Annotated in this window: 17 protein-coding genes; 12 read left to right on the top strand and 5 right to left on the bottom strand. The window is 68.6% G+C overall.

Translation table 11 applies throughout. The features are described 5' to 3' along the window. Positions 1 to 47 precede the first annotated feature (47 nt). From thiC to pabB, 4 genes are all read left to right on the top strand, one after another. On the top strand, positions 48 to 1,406 hold the full coding sequence (thiC, locus tag VEW47_03000; protein HYS04138.1) for a phosphomethylpyrimidine synthase ThiC: 1,359 nt from the start codon (positions 48 to 50) through the stop codon (positions 1,404 to 1,406). Further along, positions 1,403 to 2,590 carry an aminofutalosine synthase MqnE gene (gene mqnE, locus VEW47_02995; GenBank protein ID HYS04137.1) on the top strand — a complete coding sequence of 396 codons (1,188 nt, stop codon included), beginning with the start codon at positions 1,403 to 1,405 and terminating at the stop codon, positions 2,588 to 2,590. Before thiC ends, mqnE begins: the two co-directional genes overlap by 4 nt. Before the next feature lie 65 nt (positions 2,591 to 2,655). After that, on the top strand, positions 2,656 to 3,549 hold the full coding sequence (locus VEW47_02990) for an aminotransferase class IV (protein ID HYS04136.1): 894 nt from the start codon (positions 2,656 to 2,658) through the stop codon (positions 3,547 to 3,549). Next, entirely contained in the window at positions 3,546 to 5,003 is a 1,458-nt protein-coding gene (gene pabB, locus VEW47_02985) for an aminodeoxychorismate synthase component I (protein ID HYS04135.1), read from the top strand. The genes VEW47_02990 and pabB overlap by 4 nt, the downstream gene beginning before the upstream one ends. Positions 5,004 to 5,010: 7 nt before the next feature. On the opposite strand, the gene VEW47_02980 is transcribed toward pabB, so the two are convergent. Beyond that, positions 5,011 to 5,886 carry a hypothetical protein gene (locus tag VEW47_02980; GenBank protein ID HYS04134.1) on the bottom strand — a complete coding sequence of 292 codons (876 nt, stop codon included), beginning with the start codon at positions 5,884 to 5,886 and terminating at the stop codon, positions 5,011 to 5,013. Positions 5,887 to 6,096: 210 nt separating this feature from the next. On the opposite strand from VEW47_02980, the gene VEW47_02975 reads away from it, so the two are divergent. The 3 genes from VEW47_02975 to VEW47_02965 all read left to right on the top strand — a co-directional run bounded on the left by VEW47_02975 (position 6,097) and on the right by VEW47_02965 (position 8,780). Next, on the top strand, positions 6,097 to 6,789 hold the full coding sequence (locus VEW47_02975) for a hypothetical protein (protein ID HYS04133.1): 693 nt from the start codon (positions 6,097 to 6,099) through the stop codon (positions 6,787 to 6,789). A 95-nt stretch (positions 6,790 to 6,884) separates the two neighbouring features. Further along, positions 6,885 to 7,589, top strand: a complete 705-nt coding sequence (locus tag VEW47_02970; protein ID HYS04132.1) for a helix-turn-helix domain-containing protein — start codon at positions 6,885 to 6,887, stop codon at positions 7,587 to 7,589. A gap of 351 nt (positions 7,590 to 7,940) precedes the next feature. Beyond that, a complete protein-coding gene (locus VEW47_02965) occupies positions 7,941 to 8,780 on the top strand; it encodes a carboxypeptidase-like regulatory domain-containing protein (GenBank protein ID HYS04131.1) in 840 nt (279 codons plus the stop codon). 22 nt (positions 8,781 to 8,802) lie between these two features. Here VEW47_02965 and VEW47_02960 read toward each other — a convergent pair whose 3' ends face one another. Then, a complete protein-coding gene (locus VEW47_02960; GenBank protein ID HYS04130.1) occupies positions 8,803 to 11,175 on the bottom strand; it encodes an endonuclease MutS2 in 2,373 nt (790 codons plus the stop codon). 431 nt (positions 11,176 to 11,606) lie between these two features. Between VEW47_02960 and VEW47_02955 the strand changes: the two genes are divergently transcribed. Both VEW47_02955 and VEW47_02950 read left to right on the top strand, forming a co-directional pair. Beyond that, a complete protein-coding gene (locus VEW47_02955; protein ID HYS04129.1) occupies positions 11,607 to 12,398 on the top strand; it encodes a hypothetical protein in 792 nt (263 codons plus the stop codon). Then, a complete protein-coding gene (locus VEW47_02950; protein HYS04128.1) occupies positions 12,395 to 14,533 on the top strand; it encodes a tetratricopeptide repeat protein in 2,139 nt (712 codons plus the stop codon). The genes VEW47_02955 and VEW47_02950 overlap by 4 nt, the downstream gene beginning before the upstream one ends. Before the next feature lie 20 nt (positions 14,534 to 14,553). Here the strand turns inward: VEW47_02950 and VEW47_02945 are convergent, their stop codons facing one another. Further along, positions 14,554 to 15,507, bottom strand: a complete 954-nt coding sequence (locus VEW47_02945) for a thioredoxin domain-containing protein (GenBank protein HYS04127.1) — start codon at positions 15,505 to 15,507, stop codon at positions 14,554 to 14,556. A gap of 158 nt (positions 15,508 to 15,665) precedes the next feature. Here VEW47_02945 and VEW47_02940 point away from each other — a divergent pair, with 158 nt between their 5' ends. The 3 genes from VEW47_02940 (at position 15,666) to VEW47_02930 (ending at position 20,194) form a co-directional block, all read left to right on the top strand. Continuing rightward, positions 15,666 to 18,215 (top strand): ATP-binding protein, encoded by a 2,550-nt coding sequence (locus VEW47_02940; protein HYS04126.1) that lies wholly within the window; start codon positions 15,666 to 15,668, stop codon positions 18,213 to 18,215. 78 nt (positions 18,216 to 18,293) lie between these two features. After that, the gene (locus tag VEW47_02935; protein HYS04125.1) at positions 18,294 to 18,902 is read left to right on the top strand and encodes a hypothetical protein; all 609 of its coding nucleotides are present in this window, start codon (positions 18,294 to 18,296) and stop codon (positions 18,900 to 18,902) included. Between the two features lie 11 nt (positions 18,903 to 18,913). Further along, a complete protein-coding gene (locus VEW47_02930; GenBank protein ID HYS04124.1) occupies positions 18,914 to 20,194 on the top strand; it encodes a DUF1015 domain-containing protein in 1,281 nt (426 codons plus the stop codon). Between the two features lie 3 nt (positions 20,195 to 20,197). Here the strand turns inward: VEW47_02930 and VEW47_02925 are convergent, their stop codons facing one another. Then, on the bottom strand, positions 20,198 to 21,364 hold the full coding sequence (locus tag VEW47_02925) for a cysteine desulfurase family protein (GenBank protein HYS04123.1): 1,167 nt from the start codon (positions 21,362 to 21,364) through the stop codon (positions 20,198 to 20,200). A gap of 11 nt (positions 21,365 to 21,375) precedes the next feature. Continuing rightward, positions 21,376 to 21,645, bottom strand: coding sequence for a hypothetical protein (locus VEW47_02920; protein HYS04122.1), 270 nt, complete (start codon positions 21,643 to 21,645; stop codon positions 21,376 to 21,378). Positions 21,646 to 21,775 lie beyond the last annotated feature (130 nt).

Raw genomic sequence — 21,775 nt, 5'->3', positions numbered from 1 at the left:
GGGGCGCGGGTGTTGCGGCTCCGCCGCCGGGAGGAGGAGCGACTTCCATGACCCAGATGGAGCAAGCCAAGCGCGGCCGGATCACGGACGAGATGCGGTACGTGGCCGCCGTCGAGGGTACGGATCCCGAGAGTCTGCGAGCGCGGATCGCGTCGGGGGTCGCGATCATCCCGAAGAACGTCCACCACGACTTCAACCCTGTCGGCGTCGGGCAGGGGCTGTCGACCAAGGTCAACGCCAACATCGGCACGTCGGGCCATCACCAGCAGCTCCATGAGGAGGTGGAAAAGCTCAAGGTGGCGGTCGCCTGCGGAGCGGAAATGGTCATGGACCTGTCGACGGGGGACGAGCTGGATCGCGTCCGTCGGGAGATCCTCAGGCGCTGCCCCGTCATCCTGGGAACGGTTCCGATCTACCAGGCGGTTGCCGACCGAGGATCGGTGTACGAGATGACGGCCGACGACCTGTTCGGGGTGATCGACAAGCACGCCCGGGACGGCGTGGATTTCGTGACCGTCCACTGCGGCGTGAGCCGCGAGGCGGTGAGGCGCCTCGACGCCGACGGCCGGATCGCGGGCATCGTATCTCGCGGCGGGTCGTTCCTGGCCTCATGGATGGCGCGCACAGGCGAGGAGAACCCCCTCCTGAAGGACTACGATCGGCTCCTCGACATCGCCTTCGAGCACGATCTGACGCTGTCGCTCGGCGACGGTATCCGGCCGGGGGCCACCGGCGACGCCACCGACGCGGCGCAGATCCAGGAGCTCCTGACCCTCGGCGAGCTGACGCGCCGGGCGCACGAGCGATCGGTGCAGGTGATGATCGAGGGACCGGGTCACGTGCCGATCGACCAGGTGGAGGCGAACGTCCTGCTCGAGAAGAGAGTCTGCCGCGGCGCGCCCTTCTACGTCCTCGGCCCGCTGACAAGCGACATCGGGGCGGGGTACGATCACATCACGGGCGCAATCGGCGGGGCGGTCGCCGCCGCGGCGGGCGCGGACGTCCTGTGCTACGTGACTCCGGCCGAGCACCTGCGGCTGCCGGCGATCCAGGACGTGCGCGACGGCGTTCTCGCCACGAAGATCGCGGCGCACTCCGGGGACCTGGCCAAGCGCGTCTACGGAGCGAAGAGCCGCGACGACCAGATGTCGGTGTATCGCAAGAAGCTCGACTGGGAGGGTCAGTACCGTCTGGCGCTCGACCCGGAGAAGGCCCGCGAGTTCCGCATGATGAGCGAGGACTACGACAAGGCGGTCTGCACGATGTGCGGGACCCTGTGCTCGATGGCCCTGGAGAACACGCGCGATCGTCTGGGTGAGCTGCTGACGGCGCCGGAGGACGCGGCCACCCACCGTCACGTGCGGGTCGGCTCGGTCTCCTACCGCCGCAGCGCGGGGAATGCATGACACCCTTCCAGAGGCGCTACGTCGTCGCGAGCGGGCTGGGCGACGTGCAGGACAGGGTCGTTGCGGGCGAGCGTCTGTCCGGCGCCGACGGGCTGCGCCTCTACCGTCACCCGGATCTGCTCGCCCTGGGGACTCTCGCCAATCATGTTCGCGAGAGGCTGCACGGCCAGAAGGCCTATTACATCGTCAACCAGCACATCAATCACACGAACATCTGCGTCGCGGGCTGCAAGTTCTGCGCGTTCTACAGGACGGCCAAGCAGAAGGATGCGTACGTTCTGTCGATGGACGATGTCGAGCGGCGCATGCGCGAGCACCTGCATGAGCCGATCCGCGAGATCCACATGGTCGGCGGCGTGAACCCCGACCTGCCGTTCACCTACTACCTCGACGTCATCCGGACGATGAAGCGCGTCCGCCCGGAGGTGCACGTGAAGGCCTTCACCATGGTCGAGATCGCGGCCATGGCCGAGACCTTCGACATGACGCCCCTTGACGTTCTGTTGAGGCTCAAGGAGGCGGGGCTCGGGTCGATCCCCGGCGGCGGGGCCGAGATCCTGACCGACCATGCGCACCAGGTCCTGTTCAAGGGGAAGATCGATCACCGTGGCTGGATGGAGATCGCCAAGACCGCCCATCGGATCGGCCTCAAGAGCAATGCCACGATGATGTTCGGCCACGTCGAGACGCTGGAGGAGCGCATCGAGCACATGCTGCTGCTGCGCGAGGCGCAGGACGAGACGGGGGGATTCATGGCCTTCATCCCTCTGGCCTTCCACCCGGAGAACACGCGCCTGTCGCACCTGCCGAGGCCGTCGGCGGCGGACGAGCTGCGGAACCTCGCGATAGGCAGGCTGATGCTGGACAACTTCCCGCACATCAAGGCGTACTGGATCATGATGACACCGCGGGTGGCCCAGGCGGGGCTGCACTTCGGAGCCGACGACCTCGACGGCACGGTCATGACCGAGGAGATCTACCATCGGGCCGGCTCGACGTCGCCCCAGGGCATCGGCCGGAGCCAGCTCATCACGCTGATCGAGGAGGCGGGGCGCGTGCCGGTCGAGAGAGACACGCTCTACAATCCCGTCGAGGCGCCCGCCCGCCGCCCGCCGCTCGATTGGCGCGCCGTTCCACCGACCCCCGTGGACACGACGGCCGCCGGAGACCGGGTCCCGTCCTAAGATTCGCTCCGACCCGGGATGGCGCGGCCGGGGAGCAACCCGCGCCTTCGCGGGGGTGGTGATCCGTGTGGATCCATCTGAACGGTCGGCTGGTCCCGGAGGAGGAGGCGCGAGTCTCGGTCTTCGACCGCGGCTTGCTCTACGGAGACGGCGTTTTCGAATCGTTGCGCGCGGTGGGGGGCGTGGTCTTCCGGCAGGACCGGCACCTGGAGCGGCTGCATCGCTCGGCGGACGGCATCGGTCTCGACCTGACATCGGCGGGTCCGGTCCTGGCCGGAGCCCCGGGCGAGGTCCTCGAGGCGAACAAGCTGACGGACGCCCGCATCCGCCTGACGGTGACGCGCGGGACGGGGCGGCCGGGCGACTACGTGGAGGCGATCGGGCCCCCGACCGTGGTGGTCTCCGCGGCCCCGTTCCAGGGACTGGATAAGAGCCTGTATGCGGACGGAGTGCGCGTCCTGATCCCGCGCCGCCGGCAGATCCCCCCGGACGCACTCGATCCCGCCCTCAAGACGATCTCGCGTCTGGGATCCGTCCTGGCGCGCCGCGAGGCCCGGGATCGTGGCGCGTTCGAGGCGGTCCTTCTGGACGGGGGTGGCCACCTGACCGAAGGGACGGCGAGCAATGTCTTCCTGGTGGTGATGGGTCGTCTCCTGACGCCGCCGGCGCCCGCCGGAGGACTCGCCGGGATCACGCGCGAAGCCGTCGTCGAGCTGGCGCAGGCGGCGGGGATCGAGGTGTCCGAAGAACGCCTTCCGGCCGGTCTTCTGGCCGAGGCCCAGGAGGCCTTCCTGACCAACACCTCCTGGGAGGTCCTGCCGGTCGTCCAGGTGGACGAGCGACGGATCGGCGAGGGGGTCCCGGGTCCGGTGACGCGCGACCTGCTGGCGGCGTATCGCGACCTGCTTGAGAAGGAGTGCGCCGCGACACCCGGCACCCCGCGGCAGGTGGGACGATGATCGAGCCGCTCCTTCCGGTGGCGGCACCTCCTCGCCCGCTCGTGGAGGATGGCCCGGGGCGCGTCGATCCCCTCGAGGACCTCGCACGCGTGCGCCATCGCCGCCATCCCGTCCTGCTCTTCAGCGGTCTTCCCGGCCACGTCGCGTCGCGTTTCTCCGTCCTGTCGTGGGACCCGCAGGTGACGGTGTCGATACGCGCCGATGAGGCCCGCGTGGTGCGTCACTGCGGCGGGCGCACGACCGTCGAAACGCGCGGCGCACGCGATCCGTTCGACCTCCTGCGCGCCCTGGCGCCGGCCGGCGCCGTGCAGCGGGTCGCTTCCGGTCTTCCGTTCGCCGGAGGAGCCATCGGCTATCTCGGCTACGGATTGAGACGGGCGGTCGAGCGTCTGTCCGCCCCGCCTCCCGATCCCTTCGGGCGGCCGGACGCGTGGTTCGGCCTGTACGACCGGGCCGTTGTCTACGATCACCTCGAGCGGCGCGCCCTCCTTCTGGCGACCGGTCTGGGAGCCGCCGGCGAGACGCAACGGGAGCGGCGCGCCGTGGAGGCTCTCCGGGACATGCGATCGACTCTGGCCGAACCCGCCGCTCCGCCACGCGCCCCGCGAACCGCCGGCCGCCGCCGCGCGATCCTGAGGACCGGCAAGGCGGCCTATCTGAGGTCGATCGGCAGGGCCCTCGAGTACATCTCTGCGGGAGACATCTATCAGGTGAACCTGTCGCACCGCATCGAGTGCCCCATCGACGATGATCCGCTCGACCTGTTCCTCGATCTCTCCCGCCGCAATCCGGCCCCGTTCGCCGCCTACATCGACACCGGGGAGTTCCAGCTGGTCTCGGCCTCGCCGGAGCGCTTCGTCTCCCTCCACGGGGCCCGGGCCCGGACGGGTCCGATCAAGGGGACCCGCCCCCGCGGCGCCACGACGGACCTCGATGAACGGCTGGCCCGCGACCTGCTCGCGAGCGCGAAGGACCGCGCCGAGAACGTCATGATCGCCGACCTCGTCCGAAACGACCTGGGACGCGTGTGCGACAGCGGGAGCGTGCGCGTCGAATCCCTGTGCGCGCTCGAGTCGTTCGCCACGGTGCACCACCTGGTCACGACGGTCGGCGGACGGTTGCGCCCGGACGTGGATCGGGTCGACCTCCTGCGCGCTCTCTTTCCGGGCGGTTCCATGACCGGCGCCCCCAAGGTGCGTGCGATGGAGATCATCGACGAGCTGGAGGGGGAGGAGCGCGGCGTCTATGCCGGCGGCATCGGCTACCTGTCTCTCGACGGCGGGATGGACTTCAACATCGTCATCCGGACGATCCTGTGCGCCTCCGGCCTCGCCCACCTGCGCGTGGGCGGAGCCATCGTCGCCGACTCCGAACCGGAGAAGGAGCACCGGGAGACGCTCGACAAGGCGCGCGCCCTGCTCGACGTCCTGGACGCGGACCTGGCCTGCGGCTGACGATCGTCTAGAAACCGAAGCTGAAAGTGAGCGTCGCCCAGGCCTGGCCGTCGCGCGGCAGGCCGGAGGAGAGGACCGCGCGCCCGCGGGCGCCGAGTTGCGATTCCAGGGAGAATCGGACCGGTTCGTTGCGCATCGGCAGGTCGATCCGGCCGCGCAGGGCGCCGAACTGGGCGCGGAACAGCAGAGCCGGATGCGCGTCCAGGCGGACTCCGACGTCGCCGCGCAGCCGCGGCGCGCCGCCCGCTGAGGCGGGAGCCTCGTCGCGTCCCTGCGCCGGTGCCCCGGCACCTGGCCCCCCGGACCGCGTACGGCGCAGGGACAGGTTCTGCAGCAGGTCGAGAGTGGGGCCCAGGCCGAGCGAGGCGCGAGCCACACGGTCGAGCTCATCGCTCAACGCCCGGTGAGAGGACCGGGTGATGACCCGTGACGCCGCGGCGCTCGAGTTCGCTTCGACGGCCGAGTCGAACACGCCGAAGGAGTCGTTCTGGAACGCGCTCCCGGCCTCCGAGACGTTCCTCTCGCGGTAGCGCCGTGCCTCGTGGCTCATCTTCGACAGGAGCCGCACCGAGAAGCCTTCCGGCCGGAAAGCCAGAGCCCCTTCCTGGCCGAATACCGGCATGAACGACAGGCTCTCCCGGACGAAGAGGGGGTGGACGGACGGGAAGAATCCGGGCCCGGGCGCGAAGCGCAGCGGCGCAGTGACGGGCAACGGAAGCGGGGGGCCGGGCACGTCGGTCGAAGGCCTCGACGCGCGATTCGCCGCCGGGACGTCGCCGGACGCTTCCGGCAGGACCGCCGCGAACGACAGGGCCGGGGCGGCCGGAACAAGCGCGAGAACGGCGCGAAGTGCGAAGCGGACGGAGTGCGTCCCGAAGGGCATGCCCAAAAGTACCGCGAACCGCGTGGAAGTCAAGCCCATCAAGGCTTTCAAGGGTGTCTTCGCGGTCAGCATGCAGCAGGGGCCCGCGGCGGGCGGACCGGTGTCAGCCGGCCGACGCTCGAACCGGATGCTATAATCCGCGCCCATCGCCGGAGGGGAGGGCCGGCCCGTCTCCGGGCCTGGAAGACCGCCCCGGCTCTCGGGGGCCGCGTGACCCGCACGGCGTTGCTGCTCTTCCTCTCCTCGTGCGGCACCGCCGTCATCCACGCTCTCATCCCGGACCATTGGCTCCCCTTCGTCCTCCTGGCGCGCGTCGAGCGCTGGAGCGAGAAACGCGTGGTCCTCCTGACGGGATTGGCGGGCTCCCTTCACGTGGTCGTGACCATGCTGTTCGGGGGGCTGACGATCGTGGCCGGCTCGGGGAGGGTGGAGGGACTGGCGGAGCGCACCGGCCGGTCGCTGGGATTCCTGGGTGGTCTGATCCTGGTGGTGTTCGGAGTCTCGTACGGACTCTGGAGGCATTACCGTGAGGCGACCGCCCACGCGCGGAGAGGCGACCTTCCCGACGGCTCCGCGAAGCACCTGCACGCGCACGGCCACCTTCTCGAGCGCTGGTTCCGTGGCGCCGTGACCGCCAGGACCCTGGTCCTGGTCATCGGCATCAGTCCCTGCGCCCTCCTCGTGCCGGTGCTCTTCGCCTCCGCGGTCGAGGGGTCGGCGGCGCTCCTGGCGGCGGCCCTCGGGTTCGCCCTGTGCACCATCGGGACGATGACGGGGGTGACGCTGTTCGCCGTGCGCGGAATCCGGCGGATCGACCTGCCGTTTTTCACGCGCTACGGCGATCTGATCAGCGGCGCCCTGGTCGCCGGCGTCGGCCTCCTGATGATGCTCCACGAGGGCTGAACGCTTGCGCGGATGAAGAGGATTCTGGTATAAGAACGACCGACGCCCCCGGCCGCGTCTGAACTTCGGACGCCTCGACCGGATTGAGTGGGGTTATGCTTCTGACGATCCGCGAGGCTTCGAGGCTCATCGGCAGGACGCCCGCCACCGTCCGTCGCTACATCCGCTCGGGCCGTCTCAAGGCCGAGAAAGAGATCGGGAAATTCGGCGAGGAGTACAAGATCCGTCGCGAGGACCTCCAGGCCCTCGGGTTCTCGACGGATGGAGAGCTGCCGGCGAGGATCCCTCACCCGGTCCCGGCCATGCGCGACACGGCGCCGCAGGAAGTGATGGTGCCAGTCTCGCTCTACAACGAGCTCCTCCTCAAGCACGAGCAAATCCTCGTCCAGTACGGAATGATCCGGGCCGGGGGCCAGAAGCTGTTCGAGTACAAGGCGGTTGCGGAAGCCAGGGACGACGAGCTGAAGCAGGCCGACGACCGTTATCAGGCGCTGCGCTCACGCGCCCTGAAGGAGATCCAGTTCCTGCGCAAGCATCTTCGCGAAGCCGAGATCGAAGTCGAGGAGCGCAACATCGAGATCACGCTCCTGCAGGAGAAGCTCAAGAGACTCGAGGCCGCGGCCGCGCACGCAGCGACGGCGGGCAGCTTCGACAAGAGCATCGTGGACATTCGTCAGAAAGAGCACGAGATCGCGCAGATCGAGGCCGGCGCCCCCAAGACGGCGCCGCAATTCGATCCTGCCGGAGAGTGGCTTCAGAGGCTGTCCACGGGTACGGACGACGCGGACAACGACCACTGACGTCCGCTCAGCCCCGATCGGGCCTGCGACGCCGTGTGCCGGGGCTTTGCCCCAGGCGTGGGTCTCGGAGCGTGGTCCGGCGCGGTGACCCGCTCGGCGGAGACACACCGGCGAGCCCCCCGCCCGCGGCCGGTGATCGCGTCCCCGGTCGGGTGCGGGCTTCGGTCTCCCGCGTGTCCTGATCGCGGCAGCTTTCGAGGATTCTCCGGATGACTTTCGTCTTGAGCACGCGGGACCGTCCTCGCGCGGACGCGGTACCGCGCTGCCTCGAATATAGAGACCGTGCGACGACGATCAAGACGGACCCAGGGCAACTACACAAATGAAACGCAGGAGAATCCGGGGGGTGCGGTGATGAGGCGTGTGGTCTTCACGGCCCCTCTGGCGCTTGTCCTTGTCTGTGTCAGCCTCGCCGCGGCGGGGCGAGTTGCTCCCGAACTCGCCCTGTTCGATGCGCCGAAGGGCGCCTGGCTGGGAGCCCTGAGAGAAGACGCTCCGCTCGTCGTCCTCGAGGAGCGCGACGGCTGGCGTCGGGTGCGGCTGGAGGGGTGGATCATGGCGCCGACCGCTGCGCCCGCCGGGACGGGCATGCCCGTCCCCGCTGACACGCCCGGAAGCCCGGCGCAGGCGGCCACGCCGGCCATGCCTCACCTGGTGAGCGTGCAGGGGGTCCTGGCTCCCCCGCTGGGCGCCGGTGGCGGCGCCGGGGCGGGTGTCCTCGTCCTTCTCGTGAAGGAGAACGGCGATCTCGACTCCGAGCACCGCAAGGCGGGGGCCGAGTGCCGGGCGCGCCTCGATCGGAAGGATCGCGACCTTGGGACGCTCCGCGCGGAGGCCGACCGCGCCCTCACCTCGTCCGACAACTTCCGCGAGGCGTCGGGCCGCAGTGACCAGGCCAAGACCCGCCTGGCCACGGGACAGCGCGAGCGCCGCGACCTGATCCAGGAGTGCCGTGCCCGCGCGCAGGCGGTCTTCGAAGTGGCGGTGACGGGACGCGCCATTTCCGACGCCAGCGGCCGGTTCGAGTTTCAGGGGGTCGTCCCTGGACGCTACCGGGTCGTGGCGTTCGAGACCACGGGGGATGTTCCGCGCTCCTGGTCGTTTTCATTCCAGGTCGAGGGGAACGGACCGCGCGTCCTCGACCCGAGCGCCGACCGGTCGCCCGTCCCCGCCGACTGGGGCCTGCGCTAGGGGGCCGCGCCTCGACGGTGTTCTAGAGTCGCAGGGTGACGATCGTGACGCCGACGCCCCCCTGGTCTGAAGGCGCGCTCGTGAATCCGTCGACGTGCGGATGACGCTCCAGGAGACTCGCGATCGCCTTTTTCAGGCGACCGGAACCCACGCCGTGCACGATGCGGACGGGACTCGTCCCCGCCAGGTAGACGTCGTCCAGATACTTGTCCACGAGCTCCAGCGCTTCTTCGACCGTCCGGCCGAGGAGGTGGATCTCGTCCGCCGCGGCGGCACCCGGCTTGCGCGACAGCGTCACTCCCTCGGGCAGCGTGGACTCGACGACCCCGGGCGCGCCGGGCTTCGATTCGGCACGCAGCTCGCGAAGGGCGATCGTCATTCTCTTGCCGCGTACGAGAACGACCACGCGGTCGCCGCGGACGGATTCCACCGAACCGTGAACGCCGAGACTGTCCACCACGACCCGCGTACCCGGTCCAAGGCCCTTCCATTCTTGATTCGGGGCCGCGGGCTCCGGCCCCGCTGTCTTCAGCAGTGAGCGCGCCCGGGCCCGCAGCGCCGCCGCCGCTTTCGTCTCCTGGCGTCGCATGGCGACCAGGAGCGTCCTGTCCTTGACGGTCTCGAGGTAACGCTCTCCCTCCTCGCGCATCGCCTTGAGGGCGTGCTCGATCTCGGCCACCACCGCCCGCTGTCGTCGCGCCTCGCGCTCCTGAAACTCCGCCTCGAGGGCGGCGCGCCGGTCCGCGAGCCCCTGTCGATCAGCGTGGATGTCGCGGAGCCGGGCGTCCATGTCGGCGGTCATCGCCTGAAGGCGGGCCAGGTAGGACGCGACTCTCTGGCCGGACTGCCCGCGCCCCGCGCGGGCCGCTTCGAGGATCGCGACGGGCAGACCGAGACGCTCGGCGATCTCCAGCCCACCACTCCTCCCGGGGATCCCCGCGATCAGCTTGAAGACCGGACTGAATGTCTCTTCCTCGAACTGCATGGCGGAATTGGCGCACCCCTCGGTCGTGGCCGCATAGGCCTTCAGCGCCTCGAGGTGAGTGGTGGCGATGACCAGGGCGCCGCGCTCGCGCAGGAAATCCAGGATTGCGATGGCCAGCGCCACACCATCCTCCGGATCGGTGCCGGTGCCGATTTCGTCCATCAGGACCAGGGCCGGCGCTTCCAACGCCCCCGCGATCTCGGAGATGTTCCTCATTCTGGCCGAGAACGTGCTGAGGCCGTCGGGGATCGACTGGTGGTCGCCGATATCGATGAAGATGCCCCGGAACACGGGGAGCACAGCCTCCGTGGCGGGGACCGGCAGTCCGGACTGGAACATGAGCGACAGGAGACCGGCTGTCTTCAGGGCGACCGTCTTGCCGCCGGTGTTCGGACCGCTGATCATCAGGACGCGTGTCCCCGTCGACAGCTCCAGGTCGAGGGGCACGATCGCGCGCCCCTCGGTTTTCAGGGCCTGCTCCAGGAGCGGGTGGCGGGCCGCGCGCAGCCGCAGCTCACCGCTCGAGGAGATCTGGCCGGGGCGGGCCCCGAACCTTCGCCCGAGACGCGCGCGGGCCGAGAGAAGGTCGAGCCGTCCGATGCCGACGACGAGGACGCGCAGCTCCGCGAGTCGCCCCCGCAGCAGATCGCTGTATTCCTGCAGGAGACGCTGGATCTCCGCCGCCTCGCGATCGCGCAGCGTGACGATCTGGTTGTTCAGATCGACCGTCTCGATCGGTTCGACGTAGACGGTGGCGCCGCTGCCGGAGACACCGTGAACGATTCCCACCAATGACCCCTGCGCCTCGGAGCGGATCGGAATCACGTGCCGGTCGCTCCTGATGGAGATGAACGTATCTTGAAGCGCCCGCGCGACCTCCGGCCGCGCGACGATGGCGTCGAGGGCCTCCTGGAGCCGCTCATTGCGTCGGCGAATCTCCTGGCGCACGGTGTGCAGCTCGTCGCTGGCGGAGTCCTCCATCTCTCCCGTGGTCGCGATCTTCCCGTCGAGGAACCGGATGAGATTGCCGAGCTCAGGGAAATCGCGCGCGGACGCCCAAAGACCCGGGAACAGCCCGCGCGTCTCGGTCAGGGAGGCTTTCAGGGTCCTCCCCGACTTCATCGCCGAGACCAGATCCAGCACCTCGAGCGGGGCCAGGACGGCCCCCTCGACCCCCAGGCGCGTCAGCAGAGGCTCCGCGTCCGGGACGATCCCGAATGGAAGTGCCCCCCGGACCTCGAGGTAGTGGAGCATTTCCGCCACGAGACGATTGACGGCCTCGACTTCGGGCGGATGGAACGAGGGGCGCAGCGTCAGAGCCGAGGTGGCCCCCGCCGGGGTGGCGGTCTCGGCGGCGAGCAGGTTCAGGACGCCGTCGAATTCCAGGGAGGAGAGTACGCTCTCGACCACGCTCCTTACCAGAGGTAGTATTTTCCTGTTGACAGGGCCCTATATCTTGGGTAGAGTCGGGCTACACGGGTTGGAGCAACCAGGGAAATTCGCGACTCATTTGAGGGTGATTGTGAGATTCCCGGAACTGCCCGCCTTCCAGAAGTTGACCACGTACTGGAGACCTTTCCACGAAGTTCCCCACACCTTCGCCGGGGCCTTGAACCTCGGCTCTGCGTACGTCAACCTCGGTAGCTGAAGCACGGGCAGTTCCGGGAAATAAATAGCTCTCACGACCCGGGCCGGTTCGTGGCCCGGGGGTCCCGCGCGAAGTATAATTGCCGCCCGTGACGACGCACATGGTTCGGAGAAATCTAGCACACAAGAGGCGGACGGGGCGATCTCGATTCACCCGCCGCGGCACACGTCGTTCGACGAGGACTCCCGGTCCCATGACGGTGATCGCCATCGTCCTCGTCGGGTCGGGTATGGTCTCGCTCGCGTCCCCGACCAAGGCGGAATCCGCGACCCCCGAGACGCCACCCGCCTCGGAGGCGCCGGCGCCGCAGCCGCCCGCCATCCTCGCTCCGCCGCTGCCAGCCTCTCCCGCGGCCGACAAGGGGCGCGTGGCGTTGATGATCGGCGGGAACAGGCGCTGGTGCACGTTCCCGGACGACCGGCCCATCCGCCCGCCTCAGAAGCCCGGAGTGCCGGAGAAGAGGAACGAGGTCTTCACGTTCGGCTACAGGTTCAGCGTATCGGCCGTGAAGCGAGGACAGGCGGACACCCCGTTGATGCTCTTCGAATCGCCCGTGTTCCGCACCGCGACCTGGCTTCCCGCTTACAAGGCGGGCCAGGTCAAGAAGAGCGGCCCAAGGGGGCCGGTCGTCGTCCCGCAAGATGATCGGCGGTCGCTGAAGCCGCCCGAGCCTCCCATGGCGCCGGATACGCTGGTTCCCCGCTGGCAGGAGGAGTACCGCTGCGTGACCCTCCCGGAGCGGATGGACTTCGATCTCGACCCAGGAACGTACGACATCTACCTGGCGTTCGATGTTCTGGGCCGCCAGAACAGCTGGGCGCACCGGAGCTCCGGCTACCTGACGGATGTCCCGGTCGAAAAGGCTCGCAGGACCAGGCTCGATGGCCTGGTCAACCTGGGGGCGGGCTCCGAGCGGCAGGTCGAGATCGAGAGCTCGACGATCGAGCCTGACACGGCAGCGACCCCCGGCGCCTCCGGCCCTTGACGGGCCGGCGACTCCTCCTGCTCGTCTGCCCTCTCCTCGCACTCGCTCTCTACCTTCCCGCGCTGCGATCCGATTTCGTCTTCGACGATCGCGGCGTCATCCTCATGAACCCGCTGATGACCGATCTGCGGGAGCTGCCTCGTCTCCTGGTCACCCCCTACTGGAACGCGCCGGGGCACGCGCACGACCTCTACCGCCCGCTGACCAGCGCGTCGTTCGCCGTGGACGCCGCCATCTCCGGGATGCGGCCCGCGTGGTTCCATCTGGTGAATGCCATCCTGCACGCGCTCGCCACGCTCCTGGTGACGCTCCTCGCGCTCGATCTCGCCGGTGGACGGACGCCCGCCGCGGCCGTCGCAGGAATCCTTTTCGCCGTACACCCGGTCCATGTCGAGGCGGTGGCCGGGATCGTCGGCCGCTCCGAGATTCTCGCCGCCGCCGGCGTCCTGACTGCGATCCTGTTCCACAGGCGGGCGCTTCTCGACCCGCGGCGCGGTGTCTCACCGCTGACCGGCGCCGCGTGGCTGGCCTGCCTGCTCGGCATGTTCGCGAAAGAATCCGCGATCGTCGGCCCCGCTCTCTGCCTGCTGTCGGAAGCGGGGCTTCCGCCCGCAGCGCCGGCCTCGCGGCGGCGGGCGGCCCTGTACGTCGGCTACGCCGCCTGCGTGGCCATCTACTTGACGACCCGCATGGCGGTCCTGGGAGGCCTCGGTCCTGGCGGACCGATTCCATTCGTCGACAACCCGGCTGCCGCCGCCGGCCCGTTCGACGGTCGGCTGACCGGCCTCGGCACCCTGGTCCGCTACGCGGCGCTTCTCGTGTGGCCGTTGCACCTGTCGGCGGACTATTCCTATGACCAGATCCCGATCATCCGCTCGCTCCGCGATCCGCTCGCGGCCGGCGGCCTTGTCCTGGCGCTCGCCGTGCTCGCGGCGGGGCTGTGGCTCCTGCGACGCGCTCCCATGGCCGGCTTCGCCCTGCTGTTCATGGCGGTGAGCGCGTGCCTCACGACGAACATCACGCTGTTCATCGGCACGCTCCTCGCGGAAAGGCTCATGTACCTGCCGAGCGCGGGTCTGTGCCTTCTCGCGGGCTGGGCCGCCGGTCGGCCCGATCGAGGCGGGGCGCGCGCATTCGCGTGGGTCGTCGCGGCCGTCGCGGCCGCTCTCCTGCTCGGTCGGTCCTACACGCGCATCCCCGATTGGAAGGACGACTTCTCCCTGTACAGCAGCGCCGCCCGCGTCTCGCCGCGCAGCGCCCGGATCCAGTACAACCTGGGAAATGCGTACCTGAGAGAGGCGCGCTACGGCGACGCGTCACAGAGCTACCGGGCGGCGCTGGCGATCTACCCGGATTTCCAGGACGCACGCGTCAATCTCGGGATGGCGCTCGTTCAGCAGGGTCAGGCCGCGGAAGCCCTCGGTCTGCTCGAGACGGCGGCGGAGAAAAACCCGAAGGACGCGGACCTTGCGATCAATCTCGGAACGGCCTACCGGAAAATGGGGGATCAGTCCCGCGCCGAGCAGGCGTTCCGGAGAGCGCTGGAGCTGGATGCGAATTCGTCGCGCGCCTGGAACAACCTGGGCTCGATCGAGCTCCTGCGGGGCAACGTGGGCGCGGCGGTGGCGGATCTGCGGACCGCTGTGCGCCTCGAATCCGCGGTCGCCATCTACAGGATCAACCTGGGAGACGCCCTCACCGCCGCCTCGCGCCGGGACGAGGCCGCCGAGCAGTTCGAGGCCGGATTCCGCCTTGAACCGGCACTGGCCGAGGCGCACCGCGGACTCGGGGAGGTCGCCCTCTGGAAGGGGGATGTCGGGACGGCCGAGCGCGAGTTCCGGATCGCGGTCTCTTCGACGCCCCCTTCGGCCCGCGCCGCCAACTTCCTGGGTTACCTCCTCACACGCCAGGGGAAGTACACGGAGGCCGCCGACCAGTACGAGACGGCGCTCCGCCTCGATCCCGGGCTGTCCGATGCGCACCGCAGCCTCGGGCTCCTCTACGCGGAGCGGATTCGGAACCGCGAGAGGGCCGTCGCGCACCTCAAGGCGGCGTTGCGGATGGATCCGGAGCAGCCCCAGGCGCCAGAGCTTCAGAAACTCCTTCTTCGACTGGAGAGCGGCGGCGGAGGTTAGGAGAGGAACCGGACGGGCTGCTAGTTCTTGACGGACGACCTGGCGGCGGCCGGCGTTTTCGCGGGAACCGGCTTCGGCGCCGTCCGGGCGGCGGCGAGCTCCTCCAGGATCGTCTTCTTGAACCCCTCGAACGAACGATCCTGCACCCGCTTGCCGTTGATGAAAAGGGTGGGCGTGCCCAGGACGCGCGCGCCGGCACCGTCGGCGAGATCCTTCTGGACCATGGTCTCCAGGGCGCCGGACTGCATCGACTTCTCGAAGTCTCCCATGTTCAGCCCGACCTCCTTGGCCCACTTCTTGATGTTCTCTTCGCTGATGGCCGTGGAGTTCTGGAACATCTTATCGTGCAGCTGCCAGAACTTCCCCTGCTGGTGCGCGGCCATGGACGCCACCGCCGCCTGGCGCGCGTACTGGTGGATGTTGAGCGGGAACTGCTTGTAGATCAGATTGACTTCCTTCGGAAACGCCTTGAGGACCTGATCCAGGGTGGACTCCAGCCCGGCGCAATACGGACATTGGAAGTCGGAGAACTCGATGATCGACACGGGCGCTTCCTTGGGTCCGCGCATCGGGCTCTTCCCTGAGTCGATCCGGTAGACGACACCCGCGTCGTCCGGAAGCTTGGCCTCGACGAACGTGTCGGACTTGGCCTTCAGCACGCGGACGGCCTCGTTCTCCGGCTTGCCCTCGTGGAGGGCGTCGAGGATCGTCCGGGCGAAAATGAGACTCCGGCGGCAGGACGAGTCGCGCTCCCGGCACACCGCGATCGTCATCTTGCAGCCGCAGTTGCAGCCGTTCTCGTTCATGACCTTGAGGCCGACCTTCTTCTGCGATTCCGACAGGCCCGACCAATCGACTTCTTTGACCCTGGAGAAATCGGTCACGGGTCCCTGGCCCTCGCCCAGGGAGATCCCGGGGAGGATCAGGATGGCCGCGATCGCGGTCGGAAGGAATGCCTGTCGCAGGGGCCTCATGGCGGATTGATTCTACGCGGCGATCCTCAAAAGTCAAGGAGCGTAAGGGTTTGAGGGGTCGGATCCTTGCACCCGGCCCGCGGGGCACTATATTTCCGACCTGTCGAAGACCGCCGGATGGGGGGGAGGATTTGGCCCGCAGAGTCTGGATTCAGCCGATGGAGCGCACCAGCGCCAGGACACTGAGGCTCGCCCTGCGCTGGATGCTCATCCTGGCCACCGCGTTGATCCTGGCCCCGCCCGGCGGGGTGTCACCTGGCCTCTTCGAGGTCGGTCTCATCCTGGCGTTCGCGGCGAGCAACATCGCCTTGACCTACCTGCCCGACCGCCTGTTCGCTTCGCGCCAGGTGGAGTACCTGATCGTGGTCGCGGACACGTTCCTGGTCTCCCTCGGATTGTTCCGCGCCGGCCTGGAGGGGACCGATCTGCAGCTGGCGTTCTTCCTGAATCTGATGCTCGCGGCGCTGGGGACGGACCTGCTGCGCACCATGGCGGGGGCCACGCTGGTCTCGGGATTCTACCTGTACCTGACGCGCGCCCATGGCGGCATGGCCGTCGATCTGACGCCCCTCCTGCTGCGCGTGCCGTTCCTGTACACGGCGGCGCTCTACTACGGCCACCTCGTGCATCTGGGACGAGCCGAGCAGGTGCGCGCCGGTGAGTTCGAGCGCGAGCGTCTCGAACTCAAGACGTTCCACGAGATCACCTCGGCCACGACCTCGACCCTGGACATCAAGGAAGTCCTGTACATGATCGCGCAGCGCATCGCCGTGCTGGTGGATGCGCGCCGCTGCTCCATCCTGACGGTGGACGCGCTCGACGGGCGCTGCTCGGTGCTGGCCAGCAGCGACGATCCGAAGATCTCGGGTCTGGTCCTGGACATGGACAAGTATCCGGAAGTGCGTCGCGCCATCGAGACGCACGAGACGGTCGTGATCAACGACATCTCCCGCGAACCGCTGATGCAGCCGATCAAGGACACGCTCGAGAAGCTCGGGTTCCATTCCATCATGGTCCTTCCCATCCTCTACAAGGATGCTCTCCTGGGCATGCTGTTCCTGCGCGCCGCCCGCGCCGAGCGCCGGTTCACGGCCCACGAGATCATGGCCTGCAAGGTAGTGGCGAACGCCTCCGCGACCGCCATCAAGAACGCCCTGATGTACGAACAGATGCGCGGGGACGCCCGCTCCCGCAAGGAGGCCGCGGAGAAGCTGCAGAAGATCCTCGACCAGTTCCCGGACCTGATCTACACGACCGACATGGAAGGACGCTTCACGGAATTCAGCCGCGGCGGTGAGAGCATGCTGAGGCTGAAGAGAGAGGAGGTCCTCGGCACCAACTGCCTCGATCTCTATCCCGAGGCGGAGGCACGCGGGCGCATCGAGAGACTCCTCGGGGAGGCCTTGCCGCTGCAGGGAGTGGAGACGACCGTGCGCACGCGGGACGGCAGCGCGCGGGACGTCCTGGTGGCCGCGTCGCCCCTGCGGAACGAGTCCGGAGATCCGTACGGGACCGTGGGCATCATCAAGGACATCACGGATCTGAAAGGTGCCCGTCGATCCCTTCAGGTCACCGAGAAACTGTCGGCGATGGGCGAGCTGGTCAGCGGCGTGGCCCACGAGCTCAACAACCCCCTCACCGGTGTGCTCGGGTACGCGCAACTCCTGATGGGCGGCCAGATGGACGCACGACAGCGCAAGAGCGTGGAGCGCATCTTCGAATCGGCTCTGCGCTGCCAGAAAATCGTCCAGAACCTCCTGGCCTTCGCCCGGCGCTACCCCTCCGAGAAGCGCTATCTGGGACTCAACGGGATCATCGAGAAAACGCTCGACCTGAAGGCCTATCAGCTGCGTGTCAACAACCTCAAGGTGGCGAAGAAGCTCGACCCCCTCATCCCGAAAACGATGCTGGACTTCAATCAGATGCAGCAGGTCCTCCTGAACCTGATCAATAACGCGCAGCACGCCGTGGCGTCGCACAGAGGCCACGGGACTCTGACCATCGGGACGTCCGCCAGGGACGGCGTGATCCGCCTGGAGGTCGCCGACGACGGCCCCGGCATGCCTCCCGAGGTCCTGGGCAAGATCTTCGATCCGTTCTTCACCACCAAGGCCGTTGGGGAGGGCACGGGTCTGGGTCTCTCCGTGTCGTACGGGATCGTCAAGGACCACGGCGGTCGCATCTGGGCCGACAGCCGGGTCGGCGAGGGGACGCGCATCAACATCGAACTCCCGGTGGTCACGGACGCGCGTCCCGCCGAGGCGGGGGCGGAATCCGCCTCCGCCACGGTGGCGGGCGAGCCCGCCACGCTCCGGATCCTCGCGGTCGACGACGAGGCGGTGATCCTGGACCTGATCGTCGACGCCTTCGGCCGCGACGGCCGGCACACGATCGACACGGCCGGCAGCGCCCGCGAAGCGCTGCAGAAGCTGGAGCGCCGCAACTACGACATCATTCTCCTGGACCTCAAGATGCCGGAGATGGACGGGCAGCAGCTGTTCCACGAAATCCGGCGGCGCTGGCCCGATCTGGCGCGCCGGGTCATCTTCGCCTCCGGGGACACCCTGCACCCCGACACGCGGCACTTCCTCGACACCTCGGGCTGTCCCTGCGTGGACAAGCCGTTCAAGCTGGAGCATCTGGCGGGTGCCATGAAAGCGATCGTCGGCGGCGCCGATCCTCTCGCCGCCCGGGCGGCCCGCGGCTGACGTCTCTGCTATACTTTCCGCTCCATGCCCGCGTGCGTACCGACGAGATTTCACCGGCGTGCGCCGACCGCCCGGGAGATGTCCGCCCTCGTCCTGGGGGCGATTCTGTGTGTCCTGTCAGGCGCCTGGTCGGCTGACGCCGCCCCACGCGCGCAGGACGGGAGCAGCCCCTCCCCCGCGGTGACCCCCCCGGCGGACGCCCCCGGGGAAGGGCAGTCGACCGGCGAGGACAGCCCGGCGCCTGTGCCGCCCGAGGCGGAGTCCTCCTACCTGGTTCGCGTCTACAAGATCCGGCCGGCCAGGCTCTTCAAGGGTCTTCTCGAGGCCCTGGCCGCCGAGGGTTACCCGCCGGAGGAGGTCGACGAGAAGAGTCAAACCGTCAAGAGCTCCTTCGTCGATTTCAAACAGGCCGATTTCGAGCTCCAGGTGGCCGAGGCCCCGCCGCGTCTGAGCGGGAGCTATCACGTCATGCAGCTGCTCAAGATGAAGGCAGGGAAGGTATCGCTCGAGGGCGTGGTGGCGCAGGGCAAGGAGGGGAGCGTGCTCAGGATGCGCGCGCGCATCCTCGTTACGGGGTTCGACCGGGTCAAGAATGTGTGGGTTCTCGCCGACCGACGATCGACCGGCTCAATCGAAGCCGACTTCATTCACAAATTCGAGGTTCGCATGAGCCTCGAGCACCTCTGATCCGGTCCTCGATGCCCGCCGTCCTCCCGTTCCGCGCCCTCACCTACGCGCCGCGTCTGCGCCCGATCCTGGACCGGCTGGTGGCGCCGCCCTACGACGTACTCACCGAGGAGCAGCGCGCCCGCCTCCTGGCCCGTCACGACGAAAACGTCGTGCACGTCGATCTGCCCCGGCCGTCGGCCGGGGACGAACCCTACGCCGGCGCGGCGCGGCTCCTCTATCAGTGGATCCACGACGAAGTCCTGGTGCGCGACACGCAGGCCGCGTTGTATGTCTGCGAGCAGAGTTACAGCCCTCCGTCGGGCGGCGTGGCCACGCGCCGCGGGTTCTTCGCCCGTCTGACCCTGGAACCGTTCGGATCCGGATCGATCCTGCCCCACGAGCGCACTCTGGAAGGGCCGCGCGTCGACCGCGGACGACTGCTCGCCGCCAGCCGGACGCACCTGAGCGCGGTCTTCCTCCTGCATTCGGATCCAGGGGGAGACGTGTCGGGCACGGTCGCGAAGGCGATGGGCGGCGAGACGTTCCTGCAGGCCCGCGACGACGACGGCACGCTCAGTCGCGTGGTCCGGGTCGGCGACCGGGAGCGCGTCGAGTTCATCACCCGCCGCCTGCGCGATCAGTGGGCCCTCATCGCGGATGGTCACCATCGGTACGAATCGGCCCTGGCCTACCGCGACGAGCGGCGCGCCCGCGGACTCCGGGACGCCGAGCACGTCCTGGCGTTCCTCTGCAGCCTCGAGGACAGCGGTCTCGCGATCTACCCGATCCACCGCCTGGTGCATTCCCTGCCGGGATTCGATGAGGCGGGATTCCGTGCGCGCCTGGCGCCTCTGTTCCGGCTCGAGCGCGTGCGGACGGCCAACGAGCTCCGGGTGAAGGTGTCGTCGAGGTCGGCCCACCCGGGTGTGTTCGGGCTCGTCCTCCCGGACGACTCGTATTGGCTCCTGGAATGGAGCGAGGGGGAGGGGCTCGGGCGAAAGGAGCTCGCGCCGATCCCGGAACCGTTGCGCCGGCTCGACGTCGTCCTCCTTCACCACCTGCTGCTGGAGGGGATCCTCGGGATCACGCCCGAGGCCCAGGCGCGCCAGGCCCATCTGGAGTACGTGAAAGACCAGGGTGCGGTGTTCGAGAGTGTGGCGATGGGCCGCGCCCAGATCGGCGTCCTGATGAATTCGACGCGCATCCAGCAGGTCATCGAGGTGACCCGAGCCGGGCTCAGGTTGCCGCAGAAGTCGACGTATTTCTTCCCGAAGGTCCTGACAGGCCTGGTTTTCGACCCCCTCGACTGACCCTCAAGATTTCCCAGGCAACGGGCTCAGCGCCCGGAGTCGTTCGGCCACCCGGACAAGAGCCGCCGCAACGCGGTCGGGGTCGGTCTCGCGGTTCGTTTCGCCGAATGAAAACGTCAGGGCGCCGCGTGCCGTCACGGGATCCATTCCGATCGCTTCCAGGACATGGGAAGGCTTGTGGACCGCAGTCGTGCAGGCGGAGCCGCTGCCCGCCTCGATCCCCTCCGAATCGAGGGCCTGCACCATCGCCTCCGCCTCGACCCCCCGGACACACAGGCTGACGTGCCCGGGAATCCGGCGCTCCGGATGTCCCGTCGCCTCGAGTCCATCGAGCCTGCCGGCCAGGGCGCGTCGCAGGCGCGTCGCGAGGGAAGCGGCCCGGCGGCTGCGACCGTCCATCTCCGACAGGGCCAGGCGGGCGGCGGCGCCGAACCCCGCCACCGCGGCGAGCGCCTCCGTGCCGGCCCGCATTCCTCCCTCCTGCGTTCCTCCCTCGACGAGCGGCGCCAGCCGGATACCCTCGCGGACGCGCAGGGCGGCTATCCCCTGCGGCCCGTACAGCAGGTGCGCCGATACCGTGACCAGGTCCGGAGCGTCGGGTGCCTCCGGCCAGGGCAGGGCCCCGGCGGTCAAGGTCGCGTCGCAGTGCAGGGGCACCCCGCCGGCGTGCGCCACGCGGCAGAGGTCGGAGAGCGGCTGAAGCGTGCCGATCTCGGCGCTCGCGTGCGCCACGCTGACGATCAGCGTCTCGTCATCCAGGGCACGTCGCAGGTCGTCGGGGTCCAGAAGCCCGTGGTGGTCCACCGGGAGCAGCCGTACGCGAAAGCCCTGGCGTTCCAGGGTGCGCAGTGGGTGCAGGACGGAGATGTGCTCGGTGGCGGCCGCCAGAATCGTTTTCCCCCCGCGCCCCGCCGACTGGGCGATCCCCTTCAAGGCGAGGTTGTTCGACTCGCTGGCCGAGGAGGTGAACAGCACTTCGTCCGAGGCGACCTTCAGGAGGAGGGCGACCGATGCGCGCGCCCGCTCGACCGCCTCGCGGGCCCGCTGGCCGCGCGCGTAGAGACTGGAGGCGTTCCCGAATCGCTCACCCAGGTAGGGCAACATCGCCTCGAGCACTTCGGCGGACACGGGCGTCGTCGAGGCATGATCCGCATAGATCGGTCCGGCCATCGAGGTCGCGCTCAGACGGGGGGGGACTTCGGCGCGATTCGGGGACGGCAGGCGCGCAGCCGGCCGGCGGAGCGCTTCAGGGTCTCGCTGTCCCGCACCATGTTCCGCGCCAGGACCGCAAGCCTTTCGAGTGATTGTCTCAGGCGTCGTCCATCCTCGTGAAAACGAGACTGGCGGCTCCTGCATTCCGACAGCAGGATCTCGAGCGAGGCGATCCGACCGGGGATGTCCCGCACCGCAGACTGCCGGACGGGAAAGCGCAGGATTTTCATCGGCTTCACCAGGCTCCTGGAGCACCCAGAGTTTACGGTGAACGCGGTCCGAGTCAAGGGCCTCATGGCCGGAACGTCACCTGAAACCTCATTTGTTCTTGACTTTGTGCAGCAGCCACCGTACTTAGGGTGAGGCGTC

It is taken from the genome of Candidatus Dormiibacterota bacterium, from assembly GCA_035635555.1.
Lineage (GTDB): Bacteria > Acidobacteriota > Polarisedimenticolia > Gp22-AA2 > Gp22-AA2 > Gp22-AA3.
This window is presented reverse-complemented; position numbering and strand designations above follow the sequence as displayed.

What these genes read in the sequence shown, in the direction of transcription:
- thiC (HYS04138.1), top strand. Translation starts at nt 48, where the DNA reads ATGACCCAGATGGAGCAAGCCAAGCGCGGCCGGATCACGGACGAGATG.
- mqnE (HYS04137.1), top strand. Translation starts at nt 1,403, where the DNA reads ATGACACCCTTCCAGAGGCGCTACGTCGTCGCGAGCGGGCTGGGCGAC.
- pabB (HYS04135.1), top strand. Translation starts at nt 3,546, where the DNA reads ATGATCGAGCCGCTCCTTCCGGTGGCGGCACCTCCTCGCCCGCTCGTG.
- VEW47_02980 (HYS04134.1), bottom strand. Translation starts at nt 5,886, where the DNA reads ATGCCCTTCGGGACGCACTCCGTCCGCTTCGCACTTCGCGCCGTTCTC.
- VEW47_02970 (HYS04132.1), top strand. Translation starts at nt 6,885, where the DNA reads ATGCTTCTGACGATCCGCGAGGCTTCGAGGCTCATCGGCAGGACGCCC.
- VEW47_02955 (HYS04129.1), top strand. Translation starts at nt 11,607, where the DNA reads ATGACGGTGATCGCCATCGTCCTCGTCGGGTCGGGTATGGTCTCGCTC.
- VEW47_02945 (HYS04127.1), bottom strand. Translation starts at nt 15,507, where the DNA reads ATGAGGCCCCTGCGACAGGCATTCCTTCCGACCGCGATCGCGGCCATC.
- VEW47_02940 (HYS04126.1), top strand. Translation starts at nt 15,666, where the DNA reads ATGGAGCGCACCAGCGCCAGGACACTGAGGCTCGCCCTGCGCTGGATG.
- VEW47_02935 (HYS04125.1), top strand. Translation starts at nt 18,294, where the DNA reads ATGTCCGCCCTCGTCCTGGGGGCGATTCTGTGTGTCCTGTCAGGCGCC.
- VEW47_02930 (HYS04124.1), top strand. Translation starts at nt 18,914, where the DNA reads ATGCCCGCCGTCCTCCCGTTCCGCGCCCTCACCTACGCGCCGCGTCTG.
- VEW47_02925 (HYS04123.1), bottom strand. Translation starts at nt 21,364, where the DNA reads ATGGCCGGACCGATCTATGCGGATCATGCCTCGACGACGCCCGTGTCC.